Consider the following 19717-nt stretch of genomic DNA (forward strand, 5'->3'; position numbering starts at 1 on the left):
TTCTTAGGTGGCGACGCCGTCAGAGCTTGACTTCGTCAATCTCTTTGACTAAACTTTGAGCCTCAGGTCTCAAAGTTTGCGAAAATACCGCCACGGCGAAGAGTATCGCCTTTGGTTCGCTTCGCTCACTATTGGCAAAGCCAAACCAATGTTAATCTTTCTTTCATAGTTTAGTGTCGTTTCGGACAAGTTTCCTATTATGTTACGACACGAGAAGTCGAAATCGATATTATTTCGACGACGAGTTAGTAAGGAGGCTAGGCAAACGCCATAGCGATTGCCGTTTTCTGACGAGTTGCTTTAGCTACCGTCAGAATTGCCTAGTTATAAACCACTACCATAGCCGGTCTTAGGATACGGTCATGGAGTTTGTAGCCTTTTTGGAAGACTTGTGCGATGGTATCTGCTGGATGTTCGTCATCTGCTGGGACTGTTTGAATTGCCATATGGTAGTTATGGTCAAATTCACCATCTGCTAGAATTTCTTCAATTCCTTCTTCTTTCAGAGCATGTACCAAACTTTCTTGGACCATTTCCAAGCCCTTCTTCACATCATCTGTCAAACCTTCGACGGCAAGGGCACGTTCAAGGTTATCCAGTGATGGCAAGATTGCTTTTGCCAAATCTTGGCTGCGGTAGCGTTGCAAGAGTTGACGTTCTTCGTTAGCACGGCGCTGAATGTTTTGCATCTCTGCATGAGCACGAAGGTATTTGTTTTCAAATTCTTCGGCACGTTCATTTGCCAAGTCCAGTTCAGACTTTTCAGGTCTTGTTTCTTCAGCTGTTTCCACAACTTCCTCTTCTTTTACTTCTTCATTTTTAATATCTTGGGCCATTTTCGCCTCCTTTAATGATTTCAATCTTATACTCAATGAAAATCAAAGAGCAAACTAGGAAACTAGCCGCAGGCTGTACTTGAGTACGGCAAGGCGACGTTGACGTGGTTTGAATTTGATTTTTGAAGAGTATTAATTCACTTCATAGTGATTACTGCTGAGATAGCGGTAAAAATCCGTCAACTTCATAGTCAGAACTCGATTGACAACATTGAGTTGATTAACCAATTGTTGATAATTCAAATTGACTGGACCAATAATCGCAAGAATTCCAAATCCACGATAGGGAATCAGGAACTTACTGCTAATCACTGCTAGGTCAGCAAGACAAGATTCTTGGCTATCCGCAACTCGGACACTCTGCATCTGGTCTCCAATCAAATTCTCTCGAATTTCCAAAGCTACCTTTTGTGGATGATCAAAGAATTGATATGCCGCTAAATTAGCGAAATTCAGAAGATTGACTTTTCCAGAAACCACGATATTTTCATTGAACATTTCTTTGAAGATATGCTCAATAAGATCCATAACATTATCCGTTGTTGTAAAGTAACGTTGGATAATTTGCGGAATCTCTGTCCGAATCTTGTAGTGAATATCCAAAACAGTCTGTTCCAGGAAACGTTCTTGAATCATGGTCTTGAGGCGATTCAAATCCTCCTGCAAGAAATTTCTCGGAATCAAAAACTGACTGGTAACTGTTCTAGATTCATCAAGCGTAAAAACTGCCAGAGCTGTATGTTGTCCGAGGACAACGATATCAAAAGCTGTTAGCTTCTGCCTACTTGGTTCGACATCTAGTGCTACAACCGTACAACCACTCAAGTCTGCCAAGATTTTCGTTGCCTCTTGAAGAATATCCTCAAGCTTGAAGAATTCTTGATCAAAGGCTTTTACAATCTCATAAACTTGATTTTCAGCTAAACGGTCAAAGGATAGGGAGTGTTTGACATAGTATTGAAATCCAGCCACACTGGGCATCCGACCACTGGAAGTATGAGCCTTTTCAAGTAAACCTTGCTTTTCTAGAGCTGCCATATCATTTCGAATGGTAGCACTACTAGAGTTGATAGACTCTTGCAAGGCTTTGGATCCAACAGGTTCGTGCGTTTTGGTAAAGATGTCAATAATCAGATTTAAAATATTCTGCTGACGTTCTGTAACCATCTCGCTACTCCTCTCTGATAGATCGTTTTAGCACTCGATACATCCAAGTGCTAACTTATGATTCTATTATACACCCTTAAAAGAGAATGTCAAGACAAAAACTCAAAAAATTAGCACTCTTTTGCAAAGAGTGCTAAAAATCGGTCTGAGGACCTAGAAAATCATCTTACATTCTCAAGATATTTCTTTTTAAGTCTGTAAAAACTATAGATTAGATAAGTAATCATGAGAGCATATAGGGCAAAAATAAGGAAGAAAGACTGAGAGAGACTTTCGCGAAACAGGCTCATACATACAACTAGACCACCAGAGATAGAAACTGTAGCTGTACGAAGTCTAGATTTCACATCAGCCCATTGAAGACGATTGTCCATTAAAGATTGATCATTTAAATCTACATCACAAGTTTCTTTTCGAAAAACAGAATAAGAACAATTTTCCACAAATTCCCATCCTCTATCCTTAACACTTTGTAAATCTACCTCATTTTTTCTAAGGTGGCTAGTATTCCACACACGGTACATCACATCATCTGGTCGGCATTGTTCAAAATAGAAAAAACCAAAACGATTCGATTTAAATTTCCAACCTTTCAAATGCATCTCATGCAAATAATCTTCTACCTTATCCAAATCAAAAATGGTAAACATTCGAAATTGTACTTTGCTATTCATTGTCTGACCTCCAAATTAGAAAACATGCATGGTCTTATTTATCGGATAATTCTTTCCACTTTTGAAACAATCTCCAAAAAATATAAGAAATCTGAATCGCAAAAACGATCAATAAAGTACAGTCTATGCTAATAATCAGAAACATTCCCCAACTGAAATAACCTCTTCCACTGAGTGACTTTGAGAAAACCGGTAGTAGCGCTGAAAAGAGAAGCAAAATAGGAAGCATCCGCATTATTAAAATGCGCTTGACCATTGCTAACTTCCCGGTCGCATCATTATAAATTTCAAACTCGGCATCCGACTCAACTCCAGAATAAAGCTTTCTAAAGTAGGAAAAACCATTAAAGTCTGTAATATGCTCCCAGCCACAATCTTTAAACAGTTGTAAATAGGAAGCTCTCTCTGATTTTTTCATAGGATAAAAGTCCAACTGATAAACCACCTGCTCCGGTTGGCACTTTTCAAATGTATACTTAACCGCAACTACTAAGTTAGAATAACTTACTTCCTTAAGTTTCCAGCCCTGCGCATGCATTTCTCTAAGATAGAGAGCCTCTCTATCATAATCCGCAATGGTACAAATCCTATAAACAACTTTCTTTTCCATCAAAGCTCCTCCCGACTGTTTCTGTAGAGCCGTTCAATACGTTTTAACTCAATCTCTAAAACTTTTCGGCCCAAGTCTGTTATCTGATAGATTTTTCGTTTTTCCTCTTCTCGGACAAAGGAAATCAAACCGTCTTTTTCCATCTTTGACAGGGTTCCATACATGGTCCCAGGACTAATTGAAACCTGTGAATCTGTCATCTCTTTGACCTTTTGTGTAATACCATAACCATGGTTCTCCTTTTGCAGACAGAACAGAATATAAAAACCTGTTTCAGTCATGGGAAGGTAGACCCGTCTAATCTTATCTGTTAATCCCATTTAACAAGACCTCCTATTCAGTTCGATATATCGCACTTCGTTATACAAAATATATCACACCTCGATATAAATTGCAAGAAAAAAAGATTGCCCTCACGGACAATCTTATTATTTGTTATTAGTAAAGATCTAGGTAGTTATCAACTTCCCATTGTGAAACGAAGGTTGCATAACTTGCCCATTCGATTCGTTTAGCTTCAAGGAAGCTGGTGTAGATGTGATCTCCTAGAGCAGCCTTAACCACCTCATCCTCAGTCAAAGCCTTCAAAGCGTTGTGAAGAGTTGATGGAAGGTCTGTAATACCAGCTTCCTTACGCTCTTCTGCTGTCATGATGTAGATATTTTCTTCGATAGGAGCTGGTGCTTCGATTTTGTTTTCAATACCATGCAGACCAACTTCCAACAGAACCGCCATAGCGATGTACGGATTAGCCATTGGATCCACTGAACGCAACTCAAGACGAGTTCCCATACCACGTGAAGCAGGCACGCGCACAAGTGGCGAACGGTTACGACCAGCCCAAGCAATGTAAACAGGCGCTTCATAGCCTGGAACCAAACGTTTGTATGAGTTCACTGTTGGGTTGGTAATAGCTGTAAAGTTGTAAGCGTGCTTGATCAAACCTCCAAGGAAATGATAGGCTGTTTCTGATAGTTGCATACCTTTTGGATCATTTGGATCAAAGAAAGCATTGTTCCCTTCAGCATCAAACAAGGACATATTACAGTGCATACCTGATCCAGCAATACCAAATTTTGGTTTGGCCATAAAGGTTGCGTAAAGCCCATGTTTGCGAGCAATAGTTTTAACAACAAGTTTAAAAATTTGAATCTTATCACAGGCACGGAGAACTTCATCGTACTTAAAGTCAATCTCGTGTTGTCCAACCGCAACCTCGTGGTGACTCGCTTCTACTTCAAATCCCATTTTGGTCAAGACGTTAACAATCTCACGACGAGTGTTATCGGCAAGGTCTGTAGGCGCCAAATCAAAGTAACCACCCTTGTCATTTACCTCAAGAGTTGGATCACCATTCTCATCCAGTTTAAATAGGAAGAATTCTGGTTCTGGTCCAAGGTTGAAAGACTTGAATCCAACTTCTTCCATGTGGCGAAGAGCACGTTTGAGGTTTCCACGAGGATCTCCAGCAAATGGTTCCCCTTCTGTTGTATAGACATCACAGATCAATCCTGCGACACTACCGTTCTCATCTCCCCAAGGAAAGACTGTCCAAGTGTCCAAGTCAGGGTAGAGGTACATATCTGATTCGTTGATACGAACAAACCCTTCAATAGAAGATCCATCAAACATAGCCTTGTTTGACAAGACCTTGTCTAGTTGTTCATCTGTAGCAGGAATTTCGACGTTTTTCATAGTTCCCAAAATATCTGAAAACATGAGACGGATAAAGGTTACATTTTTTTCCTTAACTTCACGACGAATATCTGCAGCTGTGATTGGCATGGTTTTTCTCCTTATATATGACGACTTGCGGTTGCCTAACCGCGACCAAAAGGTGATTGTTGAGAAGCGAAGCGACTTTGCTGGAGAACTTCATTCCGAAGCGCTCTACGCACTTCAGTTTGACTCACTGGTTTCTTAGACTTCGCCTCACGTTCAGCATATTTTTTCTTGATGGCAGCAATGTTAAGACCTTCAGAGATATAATCTTTAATCTCAAGCAATCGATCCATGTCATTCAAAGAATACATACGGCGATTGCCCTCGTTACGATCAGGCTTAATCAATTCCTGGTCTTCATAGTAACGAATTTGGCGCGCCGAAAGATCGGTCAGTTTCATAACACTGCCAATAGGGAAAACTGCCATATTGCGACGAAATTCTTTTTCCTTCATGTACACTTCCTTCTTTCTGTCTATTATAGTCTAAAAAAATTCAATCGTCAATCAATAATGTTATATCTTATAACATTATTTTTCTTTTTTCTCTAAAATACTTCGTAAACGATCAATATCGTAATTTACAAGAATTGCCACAAAAACACCCATAAATGTTTCAAAAACTCGGGCAAACACGTACAAAACAGTCTCACCATTTGGAATTGATAAGGTAATAATCAACATAGCCGCAACTCCACCGATAACACCTGCTTTATTGTTCATAGCAACATTTGTCATAATGGTTAACATGGTGCAAATTGGAACAACAAGGAGGGTTACCCAGAAGGAGCCGTGAAAAAGATTATTTAAGAGAAAGAAAATCAGGGCATAAAAACCACCGATACTATTTCCGAGAATACGAGAAGTACCAAAATGAACACTCTTGTCAAAGTCTTCTCTTAAACTAAAAACTGCAGTCAAGGCTCCAATCTGAAGTCCTTTCCAACCAAAAAAACCAAAAATCATGAGAACTAAAAAAACAGCGATCCCTGTCTTGAAAGTTCGCATCCCTAACTTAAACTTGGATTTGTCAAATCTATACTTTTTAAAATAACTCATCATTTCAACTTTCTATTTCCATTTTACCATAAATTTACCTATTTTTGAGAAGGGGATGCAATAAACTGATGGAAATAAAAAAGAGAAGGAACTTAATCCTTCTCTATCTGATGATTCCACACTCTCTTTTTAGAACAAATACATGAAAACTAAAGTCAAGAGACTAGCGAGCAAGCCCACTCCCCAGAAGAAGAAGTCGACCTTCCATTCACTCCAGGCTTGCCCTTTTCCAGAAAAACCACCCAGCTCAAAATGGTGATGAACAGGTGTCATCCGGAAGATACGCTTACCTCCACTCAGTTTAAAATAGCTGACCTGCATCATGACAGATGTTGTTTCAAAGACATACACTAGACCAATCAATAGAAGAGTCCACTCTTGGTGAAGAGCCATTGAGATAGCAGCCAACATTCCTCCAAGGGCTAGACTTCCTACGTCCCCCATAAAGACTTTAGCTGGTTTGTGGTTAAAGACAAAGAAGCCAAGCAAACCACCAATCATGGCTAAAATTACTAACAGGATATCTAACTGGTTTTGCACATAAGCAATCACTCCGTAGGCAGATAGACTAATCACCACCGAAATACTTGCCAAACCATCAATTCCATCAGTCAGGTTAACTGCATTTGAGAAACCAACTAACCAAAAGAGGGCAAAGAGAATGTAAAGAACACCTAAATGCAAGGGATAACCAAATACATTTAAGATATCTCCTCCTCTTTCATAGAAGAAATAGAAGATCACTCCTCCGACCAACTGAAGCAAGAGCTTCTGTTTAGGATTAAGTCCTTCATTGATTTTGCGGAAAACCTTGAGGAAATCGTCCAAGAAACCGACCAAACCATATAAGACCAGGATAAAGAGGATCATTCCGACATTATTGGTTAATTGATTAGTCACGAGAGCAAGGACCAGACTAACTAAAACTCCTGCTAGGAGAAAGACGAGTCCCCCCATTGTTGGTGTCCCGGCTTTTGCTTGGTGTTGTTTGACATCTTCATGCATCTGTTGACCGGTAATCTGTGCTTTATGGTAAAAACGGATAAAGGCTGGAATTCCTATGACTGTTAGAATAAAGGCAATCACTCCAGCAAAGATAGAAATAAGCATTCTAATCTCCTAATGTTATTTTTATTTTCTGTAAATCTTTTAAAGCTGTATTGGCACGAACACTTTGCTTTTTAACAGTTTCTCCTGTACCTTCAAACTCAACTTGGATATTCAGCCATTTGGCAAAGGTTTCAACATTTTTCTTAGACCATCCATATAAGTCAGGCATCTCTTCTACCTTATCTGAAAGGAGTAAGATTTGCTGATTGGCGTCTAGATTGGTTCCTTCTGCTACAGAGCTTTCTTTGATTTTTGTTCCCGAACCGATAACAATTGGTTGTACAAGGTTACGACGGAGTTCCTCAGCTAGATCTCCAGGGCTATAATCCTTCATTTCTGGCATGGAATAACTAGTTGTAGATGTTACCTGATCCAAGCTTTTAGCTGTTGATTGAAGATTGAGTGTATCTTTCATTGCTGAAGCTCTTTCCAGAATAGGGTTGGCAAATTCTCCTAACTGTATTCCTGAGTAATGTTCTGGCTGTTGAACGGTCACATAGAGGATGAAATCTGGATTTTCAGCTGGGTGCATAGAGACAACTGAGAAAATATAGTTGGTTGAACCTTTTAGATATCCTCCATTTTGTTCATCCGCAATCTGGGCAGTCCCTGATTTCAATGCCACATTATAGCCAGGAACGTTGATTGTCCCTTTTCCTGTACTATGATTGTACATTGTACCATAGGTAGGATCTGTACCAACCATCACCATGTGATCTCGAGTCAGGCTAGCTGCTTCCTTGGACACAGGATTTCCCACAACTTCCTTTTGTGACTTACGTACTGTTTGATCATTTGGATCATAAAGGGCACTGATAAATTTAGGCTCCAACATAACCCCATCATTGGCAATAGCCGTAAAGGCACGAAGCATCTGGGTTTGCGTAACAGAAATCCCTTGACCAAAGGAACTCATGGCAATATTAACGATATTATCTTCAGGGAGTTGACCAGCATACTCTTCACTCATCCCAAACCGAGTCGGAACTCCAAATTTGAAACGATTGAGATAGTCTAACCAAGTAGCATCACCCATTTTCTGCTCAAGGAGAGTCATACCGATGTTACTAGAGTGAGCAAAACCTTGCGAGAAGGTCATCATTCCACCACTAGTCAGACCTTCATTGACATCCCAGTCTTTGATGGTAGCATCCGCCACCTTCAGTTCACTACTGTTGAAATATTCTCCTCCAGGGAAGGTATTGTTATCTATAGCTGCTGCTAAGGTCATGACCTTCATGGTTGAACCTGGTTCATAGTTACTTTGGTAAAGGATATCACGCCAGACAAAGTCCTCTGTAATCCCTTCTTTGGTATCAGCATCAAAGGTCGGCCTTTGAGTCGTGGCCAGAATTTCTCCTGTCTTGGCGCTAACCAAGGTCGCAGTCATATACTTGCCTTTCACTTTTTCCTGGAAGGCATCCATTTGGCTTTCCATAAAGGATTGCAAAGGACTAGATATTGTCGTGTAGACATCTTTTCCATCTACGGTTTGTTGAGTGACTTGTTCCGTACCTGGAACGATATCCCCCAAACGATCCTTTTCATAGGTAATAATACCATCTGTCCCTGCTAACAATCTATTCAAGGAGCTTTCAATACCAGATGTTCCAATAAGGCTCTTTGAACCATCTTCATTTTCATGAAGCTGGGCTAGACCAATGAAGGATGAAGCAAATTTCCCATTTGGATAACTTCGATTGGGGCTTGTGGTAAAATCCACTCCCTCAACCTTGGCAGCTTCTAGATCCTTTTTTATGGACATCATATTTGCGTAGGTAATCCCATTTCCTTTAGTACCAAAGGAAACCTGTTTGAGATTGGGTTGAGAGAGTTGATCTTTGACGTAGGTCTCCTCCATATCCAAATACTTATGGAAAATTTCGGCTACCTTATTGTACTGAGATTCCTCAACATATAGAATATCTCCATTCGCAGACTTATAATCCTTATCAATGACCGCATAAACATTGTAGGAGGTTGCATCTTCTGCAATCGGAGTTCCATTACGATCATAAATGGTTCCCCTCTTAGCAGGGACTGTTCGAGTTGTTTGATGAACCTTATAAGCTTCTTTGACCAGGTCAACACCAAACTTCTTTCCCGTACCAATAATCACCGCAAAGTTAACCAAAAAAACAGCAAAGAGAATGACAGCCAAGAGACTAAGGCTTTTTCCAACTCGTCTGCGGTTTTCTAGAGGAGTTCTGCGATTCTTAATGGCAAAGTGTACTATTTTTTCTTTCCATGTTTTCATATATTACTCCGCCGATCGGATATTTCCATTGTTTAATTGCAAGTCTTGCGAATCCGCGACACCCGCCAGACGTTCTGAGCGAATCAATTCATTGACTTCTTGCTTAGCGTCGTCCAGCTCCGTCTTTTTCTCCTCAATCTGTCTGTTGACAGTTGTCAAATCACTTTGAACTTGTAGGAGCTTGGTTTGCATATAGACCACACTGATGGCTAAGACAAGGGCTGTAATGGCAATCGAAAGGTAAAAGGCCTTCTCAACACGTGAAAATCTCTTGATACGAGCTTGCAGTAATTGGCTCGTTGTTTCTCTTTTTTCTACCATTTTATCCCCTTACTTATGAATTTTTCGAGCTACTCGTAACTTGGCTGAGTGGGAACGATTATTGGCCTCCAACTCCTCCTTGCTTGGTAGAATCGGTTTGCGAGAGACTAATTCCATCTTGGGCTTAAGATCATCTGGGATGAAAGGCAAGCCTTTTGGCACTTCCACTGTTGAAGCTTCCTTGAACAATTGCTTGGTCAAGCGATCTTCCAGTGAATGAAAGGTAATGACTGAGATTCTTCCGTCCACTGCTAGTAATTCCATAGCTTGTTGGATGGACTCATCTGCAGCTCCTAATTCATCATTAACCTCAATACGGATGGCTTGGAAAATCTGCTTGGCCGGATGACCTTTTTTCTTGAGTTCCTTGGCAGGCTTAGCAGACTTGATAATCTCGGCCAATTCTGTCGTGGTCTCAATCGGCTTCAGCTCACGCGCCTGTTCAATCTTCCGAGCGATCTGTTTGGAGAATTTGTCCTCGCCATACTTGAAGAAAATACGAACCAAGTCATGATAGTCATAGTGATTGACAACCTCATAAGCTGTCAAACTAGCCTCCTGGTTCATCCGCATGTCCAGTGGCGCATCTTTTTTATAAGAAAAACCTCGTTCACGCTGATCCAATTGCGGGCTCGAAACTCCCAAATCATAACAAATGCCATCAATTTCTTCTACACCTGCTTCCTGCAAACGTACCTGCAAATGACGGAAGTTGTCCTTGATGAAGGTAACCATTCCTTTTTCGATATAAGGCGCCAGACGTTTTTGGGCGTTGTCAATGGCATTCTGGTCCTGATCAAAGGCATAGAGATGCCCCTTTTCACTTAATTTACTTAATAAATACTCGCTATGGCCTGCTCCACCCAAGGTCGCATCAACGTAAATACCGTCAGGTTTTACATCAAGCATATCAATGGTTTCATGGAGCATGACCGTTACATGATGAAATTCTTTAGTCATATCTTATCTATTTTACCACAATTCTGACTAGCTTGCACTCGCTAAAGCAAAAACCTTTCCTTACTACTTTATCACTTGTATTCAGCAGGCGATTCTGCTACCTGAGCTAGTTCTACACGCTCTTGAGGATTCAAGTGTTGGCGAACAGCCTCTGCTACTGCTCTTGGTATACCAACTGCGACAATCTCATCCACGCTGGCTTCCTTGATTTTTGTCAGAGATTTGAAATATTTCATCAAATTCTGCTTGCGTTTTGGACCCAAGCCCTCAATTCCATCCAATTGAGAGGAGAAGGAATTTTTAGAGCGCAGTTGACGGTGGAAGGTGATGGCAAAGCGATGGACCTCATCCTGTATGCGTTGCAGGAGGAAAAATTCCTGAGAATTACGAGATAACTCCACCACCTCAAGCGGATCTCCAAAGAGCAATTCATGGGTCTGGTGCTTATCATTCTTTTGCAAACCTGCAATGGGAATATCTAACCCCAACTCTTCTTGAATAACCTGCTTAGCGATATTAACCTGACCTTGACCACCATCAATCACAATCAAATCTGGCGGAGTTAAAGCCTCACGTTGAACTCGACCATAGCGTCTGCGGATAACCTCTCGCATACTTGCATAGTCATCTGACCCTACAACTGTTTTTATCTTGTACTTGCGGTAATCCTTCTTGCTCGGTTTCCCATTGACAAAAACAACCATGGCAGAAACTGGACTAGTCCCCATGATATTGGAATTGTCAAAGGACTCGATACGGACTGGGGTTGGAATTTGTAGCAAGCGCCCCAGATTTTCAATAGCCCCTTGTGTCTTCTCAACTGATTTTTCTAGTAGGTTAAATTTTTGCTCCAAGCTTACACGCGCATTTTTGATAGCCAGATTGACCAGCTGTTTTTTCTCTCCACGCTGGGGCTTGAGAATCTTAGTATCCACCAAGGCTTTAACGGCTTCTTCATCGATATCCTTCGGAATCAGCACCTCATTAGGAACCAGGTGAGATTTTTCTTGATAAAACTGCCCAACATAAGTCAGGAAATCTTCATCTGGATCATTGTAGTAAGGAAAAAGGTTGACATCACGCTCAATGAGCTTACCTTGACGGACAAAGAAAACCTGAACGCACATCCAACCCTTATCTACATAATAGCCAAAGACATCGCGATTTTGGAGATCCTTGGCCATAACTCGTTGCTTGGTCCGAAGGGTTCCAATGGCCTGAATCAGATCTCGATATTCAGCTGCACGTTCAAATTCCATACTCTGAGCTGCCACATTCATCTTTTCCTTGAGGTCATCGATGATTTTATCATCCTGCCCCTTTAGAAAATCAGAGACTTCTTGAGCCATGGCTTTGAAATAAGCCTCGTCTTTCTTACAAATGGTGTGAGCCACGCACTGGCCGATATGGTAATAAAAACAGACCTTAGACGGTGGATTAGTACACTTACGAAAAGGAAAAATCCGATCCAGAAGTCGCTTGATTTCATTGGCCGCCCCCACATCAGGATAGGGACCAAAATAAAGACCACCGTCTTTCTTGACCTGACGAGTGATAATCAGGCGAGGATAGCGCTCATTGGTAATTTTGATGAAAGGATAGGACTTATCGTCCTTGAGCATAATATTGTACTTGGGCTTGTTTTCCTTAATCAGGTTGATTTCCAGAAGGAGAGCCTCAATATTAGACTCCGTGACAATAAACTCAAAATCTACAATTTCAGACACCAAGGCTTCTGTTTTGGTATCATGGCTCCCACGGAAATATGATCGCACACGATTGCGCAGATTTTTAGCCTTCCCAACATAGATGATTGTGCCGTTTTTGTCCTTGTGAATGTAACAACCAGGGCTGGTCGGCAAGAGCTCCAGTTTTGATTTAATCAAGTTATTCATAGTTCCATTATAGCAAAAAGCTCCCCTCATTGCTTACATCAGGGAGCTCTATTTTTCGTTTGAAAATCACCTATTCTCCAGACTCATATAGTTCTTGAACTGCTTGAACATCTTGAGCCTGAATACCATAATAAGAACCTGCTGGCTGCATGACTGACACTTCATTAGTATGTTCCAAGCCAATGGCATGTCCTAACTCATGCTCTGCTGTATGCAAGATACGATCATAGGTATAGCCATAGCTTGGATTAGATAGATAATAATGATTCAAACGAACTGTTACCGAAGTAAATTGTTTAGTAAGGAGATTTGTCTGACTCTCCGCCTCACCGGCAACAGATGTGGAACCATCATTCATTTCAGTCGCAAAAATAGTTGCTTGGTCAGGTTCTGTCACAACTACAAAATTAAAAGCACCGGTCTGATTCCAATTGGTAATAGCCTCAGCGTAGGCCTTTTGGAAGGTTGCATCCATTTGGGGATCGATATAAATTGTCGCCTGCGCTTGGGGCCATTTTACTCCTGAATCTTGATGATGATCAGTCTGAGACAAGCCTTGCAACTTACCAGTTTCTTGCCATTGATGCCAACCTGCTTGACCAACTTGAACAAGTTGCCCCGCTTGATTGAAGATACCAGATAAATCTCCCGTCACATACCAGAGAATCCCTAAAGCAATGAGAATTAAGACTACAAGAGTCCACACAAGGCGCCAGAACATGCGCCAAATCCCTAGTAACAATCGACATAGAACACGAATAATCCAGAACATGATTTCCCGCCTTTCTAAAAAAATAAGAACCCATCTTTAAGCCATGGATTCCCATTCTAAAGATAGATTCCTTATTTTACTTGAGTAAGCTGAAAGAAAACTAAAACTAAGACAAGCGTTCTTCCAAAACAAAATCAATTGGCAAGGTAGCCAAAAACCGTTCCAATTGTTTTTCCCAATAATACCACTCATGGGTCCCTGCACTGTGGCTATAGGTCACATCAAAACCAAGTTTCTTGAGATTCTTCACTGCTAGATTATTGGCAGCATACAAGAAATCTTGTTCACCACACCAAGCCCAGAGTTTGGTCTTCTTGTCTGATTTGTTAGCAAGAGTTTCAAGTGAGTAAGGACTAGTTTCCCAGTTATCAAGCTTACCAAAAACACCTCGCCAGTAAGCAAGCGACCCAAGATTTTGACTTTCTGGAGAAAACTCTTCGAAACTGAGAGCACCAGAAAGACTAGCTGCATGTGAGAAACGGTTGGTTGATAGGGCCAATTTAAAGGAACCGTAGCCTCCCATTGATAGACCAGCGATAAAAGTCTTTTCACGCTTGCTAGTCATATTAGGGAAGAAGCGTTTGAGCACTTTAGGCAGTTCTTCTGCTAGAGCTGTATAGTAGTTATAGCCATACTGAGTATCTGTGTACCAGCCATTACTTGTATTTGGCATGACAACAATTAGATTGGTCCCTCGCACCAAGCGCTCTACATTGGTCCGTTTGAGCCAGCTATTATGATTCCCTGACATCCCATGTAAGAGATAGAGGACAGGAATATCTGTAGAATCTGGCTCCTCAACCCGAGACGCATCTGGGTAGAGAACATTCACTCCCCACTCCATATCTAAAACTTCTGAGTAATACTCAATCTTCATTACTGCCATAACTTGCTCCTTATTCGTTTAAGATAAGAAAAAGCCGAAACTCGACTTTCTCCTGCTATTTGATTCTATTTTGCTTCCATGACTACTGGTAAGATAGCTGGACGACGCTTGGTTTGGTCAAAGAGGAACTTGGCCAAATGATCACGTACCTTACCTTTGAGCTCTGCCCAGTCAAAATCTTCACCTTGTAGATAGTCTTCTACTGTTTGATTGACTAGCTCTGTACTTTCACGCAAGATATCACGACTCTTCTTGAGATAGACAAATCCACGCGTGTGCACTCGAGCTTTAGCGATGATTTTTTTCTCACGACGGTTAACAGTGATAGCCACGATGAAAATACCATCTTCTGACAAGACTTTACGGTCACGAAGGACGACATTGCCGACATCTCCGATGGCATTCCCATCAATCAAGACATCTCCTGCAGTAACTGCACCAGATGGGACAAAGTCCCCATGCTCATAAGACATGGTAGTCCCTTTTTTAGGGATAAAAATACGTTCTGGCAACATACCAACTGCCATAGCAGCCTTAGCATGGGCATCCAACTCACGGTATTCTCCTTGGATTGGGAAGAGATATTTAGGTTGCAAGAGATTGATCATCAATTGCAAATCACGCGCATTCCCATGTCCTGACACACGCAAGCTATGAGTAATTGGCTTGACTACACCGCCTGCTTGGTAGACCATATTTTCCACACGTGCCATAACCGCTTCCTTGGCGATTGATGGCGTTGTAACGATATAAACTAGGTCACCTTCTTTGATTTCAACATAACGGTGACGACCGATAGACATTTTGCGTAGGCCGTTAATGGGTTCACCCATGCGTCCAGTTTCAAGGATAATTAATTCGTGATCTTCAAAACGAGACATATCTTTTGGTTTAATCAAAAGATTTTCACTTGCTAGAGACAATTTTTTCAAGCGAATCGCTGTACGGACGATATTTTCAATATCAAATCCTGTCAAAACAACACGGCGTCCTGTCTCCGCGGCTGCATCAAAAACTTGCTGGATACGAGAAAGGTTACTTGCAACTGCAGCAACGATGATACGTCCATCCCAGTCAGAAATGGTTTGCGTGATTTCTACACCAACTTCATTTTCACTAGCTACTTGGATATTGCTATCTGCATTTGCTGAGTCACTAAGCAAAGCCAAGACACCTTCGCGACCAATCTCTGCTAAACGCCCAAAGTCAGTGGCGTAAGATTCACTAGCTGTTTGGTCAAACTTGAAATCCCCTGTATAGACGATGTTGCCTTCAGATGTTTTCAAAACCACACCCAAACTTTCTGGAATAGAGTGGGTTGTACGGAAAAAGGACACTATCGTTCCACCAAAATCAATCTCTGTATTTTCATCAATCACATGGAAATCATCAAATTTCTTGACGCTGTCATTTCCCTTAACAAAAAGTTTAGCCAATTCAATGGTCAACTCTGAGCCAAATACAGGAACCTTAGCTTCTGCCAAGAGATAAGGAAGGGCGCCAATCGCATCTGCATGCCCGTGTGTTAAGAAAACCCCAGCAATACGGGCGCTATTTTCAAACAAATAGTCCATATTTGGAATAACGACATCGACACCCAACTGTTCATTTTCAGGATATTTCAAACCTGCATCTAATACAAAAATCGAGTCGTTAATTTCTGCGATGTACATGTTTTTACCGTTTTCACGTACACCCCCAAGTGTTGTTAATTTAATAGTATTCATTTTTCCTCCGAATAGTCACTTCAACTGTTTGTAGAGCTTTAAAAGCTCTCTTTTTCTGAAAGTCCAATTCACTTTCAGCCGAATCTTTTCCATTCATTATACCATTTTTTTACTAATTTTCAAAATGAATCTTACAGATAATCGCACTTCAACTACCTCTTTCCGTTCAATAACGGACAAAACAGCACTAATAAGAGGATCAAATGAGACAATTGTTGCTCCCATCCTGTCTAATCTTCAAATAAGTCAGCAACATTATAAAGCACTTCGCAGTCACAGTAGGCTCCATTTGCTTCTAAAAATCCCAAAATCACTTCAACTTCTAAATCACGCCCTTTTAGAAAGAATCTAGTCAAGGTAAAATCAGCAGGACAAGTCAGCGACTCTAACTCCTGATCCAAAAAATCAAACAAATCTAAAAAGGTCTCCCTTGGTATCGGTAAACTAGCTTCAAATTCTTTCTTCTGTTGCTGCTTATACTCTGCCAGTAATTTCTTTTTCTTCTCTTTTTCCATTTTCTACTCCGACTAACTTCTCTGGTACTTTTGAGACTAATACTCAATGAAAATCAAAGAACAAACTAGAAAGCTAGCCGCAGGTTGCTCAAAACACCGTTTTGAGGTTGTGGATATAACTGACGAAGTTAGCTCAAAACACTGTTTTGAGGTTGTAGATGGAACTGACGTAGTCAGTATCCTACATATACGGTAAGGCGACGCTGACGTGGTTTGAAGAGATTTTCGAAGAGTATAAAATCAAACTAAAAGGACTCAGCCCTGTGCAAGACAGAACCAAATCCTTCGCTTGAATTATTTGTGTAACTTTTTGAAATCGATATAAATCAATTCTAGACTTACAATTTTTTACTTACCAAGGTAGTATTCAGAAACTACGTTCAATTTTTCGTCGAATTCGAATACCAATGGTGGGAAGTTAGGGATTTCCACGTCCATGATTTCGTCGTCTGACAAACCTTTGATGTGTTTTACAAGGGCACGGATTGAGTTACCGTGAGCTCCTACGAATACATTTTTACCATCTTTAAGAGCTGGAGCGATTTTATCTTCCCAGAATGGAAGAGCACGTTCCAAAGTCACTTTCAAGTTTTCAGCATCTGGGATAACTGAGTCGTCAAGTGAAGCATAACGACGGTCTGTGTGAGCTGAATATTCGTCATCACGAGGCATTGCAGGAGGCAATACATCGTATGAACGACGCCAGATGTGAACTTGCTCATCACCAAATTGCTCAGCAGCTTCAGCTTTGTTTTTACCAGTCAAACCACCGTAGTGACGTTCGTTCAAGCGCCATGATTTTTCAACTGGAACCCACAATTGGTCAGATGCTTCAAGAGCCAAGTTAGTTGTTTTGATCGCACGTTTCAATACTGAAGTGTAAGCTTGGTCAAATTCGATACCAGCTTCTTTGATCAATTTACCAGCGTCAATCGCTTGTTGTGTTCCTTTTTCAGACAAATCAACATCAGCCCAACCAGTGAAAAGGTTAGCTTTGTTCCATTCAGACTCACCGTGGCGAGCAAAAACCAATTTTACCATTTGATGGATACTCCTTTTATTTTCCGAGGTTTCCCTCGTTTATCTATTCTATTTTACACAATTTTTCACAAAAAAGCTAGTCAAAATCGACTAAAAAGAGAAGAGGTGACCTCCCCTTCTCTCAATAAACAACTATTCTTGAACTTGAAATTGTTTCAAACTTGTTAGGAATAGGGCACCACCGATGACAATGACGATACCACCAATCCAGCCTAAAAATGGAATCAATCCTACCACAGAACCTACGATTAACAAAACAGATGGCGCCATTGATATGCGCTTATCATCCTTATAGTAGATTAGAGAGAGAATCCCAAGAATGAGAGTTGCGATTTTTACTAAGGTAAAAACAATGAAGATGATCGCTAAAACTACTCCTGCAAAATCTTCATTCGCAAAAATAGATGCAACCATTAATATTACGACTGGCAAAATTGCCAAGAGTGAGCCTGAGATAGTCCCAATAATTCCAGCAATTTGCGCTAGTGTTTTTGTCTTCATAAGTGTCTCCTTCAAATTTTGATAATTGTTATTCTACCATATTTTAGGTTAAATTCAAAGCTTTTCCAAGTAGACCACAATATCATCAGTGGCACTTTATTTTCCTTGATTCATATAGTAAATTGAAATAAAGTATGAACAATTCGATTAGGAAAGTCAAACTAATTTCTAGAAATATTTTTAGCAGTCGTAATGTACTATTCTAGATTCACTTTGCTATATATAGTGGATTGAACTTAGAGTAGTACAATATAGATTCTAAAACATTTTTAGCAGTCTTGGTGTACTGTTCTAGATTCATTATACTATATTATAGATAATGCAAGATTCCATAGAATGGGCAAGCTAGAGCTCTTATGTGAAGAATTTGGGCATAAACTTTTACCACTTCCTCCCTACTCACCTGAGTACAATCCTATAGAGAAAACATGGGCTCATATTAAAAAGCATCTCAAAAAGGTATTGCCAAGTTGCAATACTTTTTTCGAGGTTCTTTTGTCCTGTTCTTGTTTCAATCGACTATAAAAGACTTTGATTATAAACAATGACATAAGAAAAACGAGCATCTCCAACTATGGAAATGCTCGTTTTTTTGATATTTAGAAGTGAGTTTTTACCCAGCTTCTTTTCTAGCAATCTCATAGAATCAAGATTCTAAGATTTGCTTTATCCGAGTAATGGTTTACTCTTCTTCCTTACGTTTTTTAGAGATAAGGAGTCCTCCTGTCACTGCTGCAAGAAGTGCTAGTCCAAGTGAAGCGTTAGATTGTTTAGTACCAGTGTTTGGCAATTCTTTCGCTCCTGCTTTCTTAGATGGTGCTTGAGCAGATGACTCTTTAGTAGCTTCTTTAACAACTTTATTAGCTGCAATTGTTGCTACTGATCCGTCCGCAAAGGTTACAACTACTGATCCGTCATTGTTAACTTTAACATCTGTCGCAGTTGGGTTAGCTTTCTTAACTTCTTCAGCTACTTTAGCTTTTTCTGCATCTGTCAAGTTGTTAGGATCTACTACTGGAGTAAGAGCTGGTACTTTAACATTATCCGCATCCTTACCATCACCTTTACCAACTGTTTTCTCTGTTGGAGTTGATGTATTGCCTGATGCATCTTTTGCTACGGCAGTCACTTTATCACCAGCTTTCAAGCCAGATACTGGAATGCTGAAGGTTCCATCTTCACCTGCTGTGGCTGATTTCTTAGCTCCGCCTGGAAGAGTGACTTCGACTGTTGAACCTGGCTCAGCTTTACCTGTGACGGCTTCATCTCCAGCTTTAACTGGGTTCACAACTGGCGCATCTGGTGCTGTCTTATCATCGGCTTTCGCTACTGTTGCTGTAGTTGGTACTGATGTGTTTTTAGCTGCGTCTGTTGCTGTTACAGTAACTTCGTCGTTTTCATTCAAGCCTGAGACTGGAATGCTGAAGGTTCCATCTTCACCTGCTGTGGCTGATTTCTTAGCTCCGCCTGGAAGAGTGACTTCGACTGTTGAACCTGGCTCAGCTTTACCTGTGATTGCTTCATCTCCAGCTTTAACCGGGTTCACACTTGGTGCTGATGGAGCTGTCTTATCATCGGCTTTCCCTACAGTTGCTGTAGTTGGTGCTGATGTGTTTTTAGCTGCGTCTGTTGCTGTTACAGTAACTTCGTCGTTTTCATTCAAGC

At 40.8% G+C, this 19717-nt stretch carries 21 protein-coding genes and 1 pseudogene; 2 read left to right on the plus strand and 20 right to left on the minus strand.

All coding sequences use genetic code 11. The annotated features are described in order from the left end of the window. Positions 1–320: 320 nt before the first annotated feature. From grpE to QM877_RS08950, 17 genes are all read right to left on the minus strand, one after another. Positions 321–836, minus strand: coding sequence for a nucleotide exchange factor GrpE (grpE, locus tag QM877_RS08870; protein ID WP_414318183.1), 516 nt, complete (start codon positions 834–836; stop codon positions 321–323). Positions 837–968: 132 nt separating this feature from the next. Continuing rightward, positions 969–2003 (minus strand): heat-inducible transcriptional repressor HrcA, encoded by a 1035-nt coding sequence (gene hrcA, locus QM877_RS08875; protein ID WP_414318184.1) that lies wholly within the window; start codon positions 2001–2003, stop codon positions 969–971. A gap of 161 nt (positions 2004–2164) precedes the next feature. After that, the gene (locus QM877_RS08880) at positions 2165–2677 is read right to left on the minus strand and encodes a DUF2812 domain-containing protein (RefSeq protein WP_414318185.1); all 513 of its coding nucleotides are present in this window, start codon (positions 2675–2677) and stop codon (positions 2165–2167) included. Positions 2678–2711: 34 nt separating this feature from the next. Continuing rightward, positions 2712–3287: a DUF2812 domain-containing protein gene (locus QM877_RS08885; RefSeq protein WP_414276260.1), complete on the minus strand. Its 576-nt coding sequence runs from the start codon at positions 3285–3287 to the stop codon at positions 2712–2714. Continuing rightward, complete coding sequence (locus QM877_RS08890; RefSeq protein ID WP_075231544.1) at positions 3287–3607, minus strand: PadR family transcriptional regulator; 321 nt, start codon at positions 3605–3607, stop codon at positions 3287–3289. Before QM877_RS08890 ends, QM877_RS08885 begins: the two co-directional genes overlap by 1 nt. Positions 3608–3725: 118 nt before the next feature. Beyond that, on the minus strand, positions 3726–5072 hold the full coding sequence (gene glnA / locus QM877_RS08895) for a type I glutamate--ammonia ligase (protein ID WP_075231545.1): 1347 nt from the start codon (positions 5070–5072) through the stop codon (positions 3726–3728). 35 nt (positions 5073–5107) lie between these two features. Continuing rightward, the gene (gene glnR, locus QM877_RS08900; protein WP_000659543.1) at positions 5108–5464 is read right to left on the minus strand and encodes a transcriptional repressor GlnR; all 357 of its coding nucleotides are present in this window, start codon (positions 5462–5464) and stop codon (positions 5108–5110) included. A gap of 75 nt (positions 5465–5539) precedes the next feature. Then, positions 5540–6067: an FUSC family protein gene (locus QM877_RS08905; RefSeq protein WP_075231555.1), complete on the minus strand. Its 528-nt coding sequence runs from the start codon at positions 6065–6067 to the stop codon at positions 5540–5542. Positions 6068–6196: 129 nt separating this feature from the next. Next, complete coding sequence (mraY, locus tag QM877_RS08910) at positions 6197–7177, minus strand: phospho-N-acetylmuramoyl-pentapeptide-transferase (RefSeq protein WP_075231546.1); 981 nt, start codon at positions 7175–7177, stop codon at positions 6197–6199. 1 nt (position 7178) lies between these two features. Next, positions 7179–9434 carry a penicillin-binding protein PBP2X gene (gene pbp2X, locus QM877_RS08915; RefSeq protein WP_075231547.1) on the minus strand — a complete coding sequence of 752 codons (2256 nt, stop codon included), beginning with the start codon at positions 9432–9434 and terminating at the stop codon, positions 7179–7181. 3 nt (positions 9435–9437) lie between these two features. Further along, on the minus strand, positions 9438–9755 hold the full coding sequence (gene ftsL, locus QM877_RS08920; protein ID WP_075231548.1) for a cell division protein FtsL: 318 nt from the start codon (positions 9753–9755) through the stop codon (positions 9438–9440). Between the two features lie 9 nt (positions 9756–9764). Then, a complete protein-coding gene (rsmH, locus tag QM877_RS08925) occupies positions 9765–10715 on the minus strand; it encodes a 16S rRNA (cytosine(1402)-N(4))-methyltransferase RsmH (RefSeq protein WP_075231549.1) in 951 nt (316 codons plus the stop codon). A 71-nt stretch (positions 10716–10786) separates the two neighbouring features. Further along, the gene (gene uvrC / locus QM877_RS08930) at positions 10787–12610 is read right to left on the minus strand and encodes an excinuclease ABC subunit UvrC (RefSeq protein WP_248034729.1); all 1824 of its coding nucleotides are present in this window, start codon (positions 12608–12610) and stop codon (positions 10787–10789) included. A 70-nt stretch (positions 12611–12680) separates the two neighbouring features. Continuing rightward, positions 12681–13382, minus strand: coding sequence for a M57 family metalloprotease (locus QM877_RS08935; protein ID WP_248034730.1), 702 nt, complete (start codon positions 13380–13382; stop codon positions 12681–12683). Between the two features lie 106 nt (positions 13383–13488). Then, positions 13489–14268 carry an alpha/beta hydrolase gene (locus QM877_RS08940; RefSeq protein WP_414318186.1) on the minus strand — a complete coding sequence of 260 codons (780 nt, stop codon included), beginning with the start codon at positions 14266–14268 and terminating at the stop codon, positions 13489–13491. A gap of 65 nt (positions 14269–14333) precedes the next feature. Beyond that, on the minus strand, positions 14334–15995 hold the full coding sequence (locus QM877_RS08945; protein ID WP_414318187.1) for a ribonuclease J: 1662 nt from the start codon (positions 15993–15995) through the stop codon (positions 14334–14336). 230 nt (positions 15996–16225) lie between these two features. Further along, complete coding sequence (locus QM877_RS08950; RefSeq protein WP_414318188.1) at positions 16226–16510, minus strand: DUF2695 domain-containing protein; 285 nt, start codon at positions 16508–16510, stop codon at positions 16226–16228. A 46-nt stretch (positions 16511–16556) separates the two neighbouring features. On the opposite strand from QM877_RS08950, the gene QM877_RS08955 reads away from it, so the two are divergent. After that, positions 16557–16706 (plus strand): hypothetical protein, encoded by a 150-nt coding sequence (locus QM877_RS08955; protein WP_414318189.1) that lies wholly within the window; start codon positions 16557–16559, stop codon positions 16704–16706. Between the two features lie 152 nt (positions 16707–16858). Here the strand turns inward: QM877_RS08955 and QM877_RS08960 are convergent, their stop codons facing one another. Together QM877_RS08960 and QM877_RS08965 are read right to left on the minus strand one after the other, a co-directional pair. Beyond that, the gene (locus QM877_RS08960) at positions 16859–17551 is read right to left on the minus strand and encodes a phosphoglycerate mutase (protein WP_070679035.1); all 693 of its coding nucleotides are present in this window, start codon (positions 17549–17551) and stop codon (positions 16859–16861) included. A 132-nt stretch (positions 17552–17683) separates the two neighbouring features. After that, the gene (locus QM877_RS08965) at positions 17684–18052 is read right to left on the minus strand and encodes a hypothetical protein (protein ID WP_075231554.1); all 369 of its coding nucleotides are present in this window, start codon (positions 18050–18052) and stop codon (positions 17684–17686) included. 309 nt (positions 18053–18361) lie between these two features. Between QM877_RS08965 and QM877_RS08970 the strand changes: the two are divergent. Continuing rightward, positions 18362–18577: pseudogene (locus QM877_RS08970) on the plus strand (transposase); the annotation flags it as partial. Positions 18578–18734: 157 nt separating this feature from the next. Here the strand turns inward: QM877_RS08970 and QM877_RS08975 are convergent. After that, a partial coding sequence (locus QM877_RS08975) for an Ig-like domain-containing protein (protein WP_414318190.1) occupies positions 18735–19717 on the minus strand: 983 nt, incomplete at its 5' end.

It is taken from the genome of Streptococcus infantis (assembly GCF_047463655.1).
Lineage (GTDB): Bacteria > Bacillota > Bacilli > Lactobacillales > Streptococcaceae > Streptococcus > Streptococcus infantis_Z.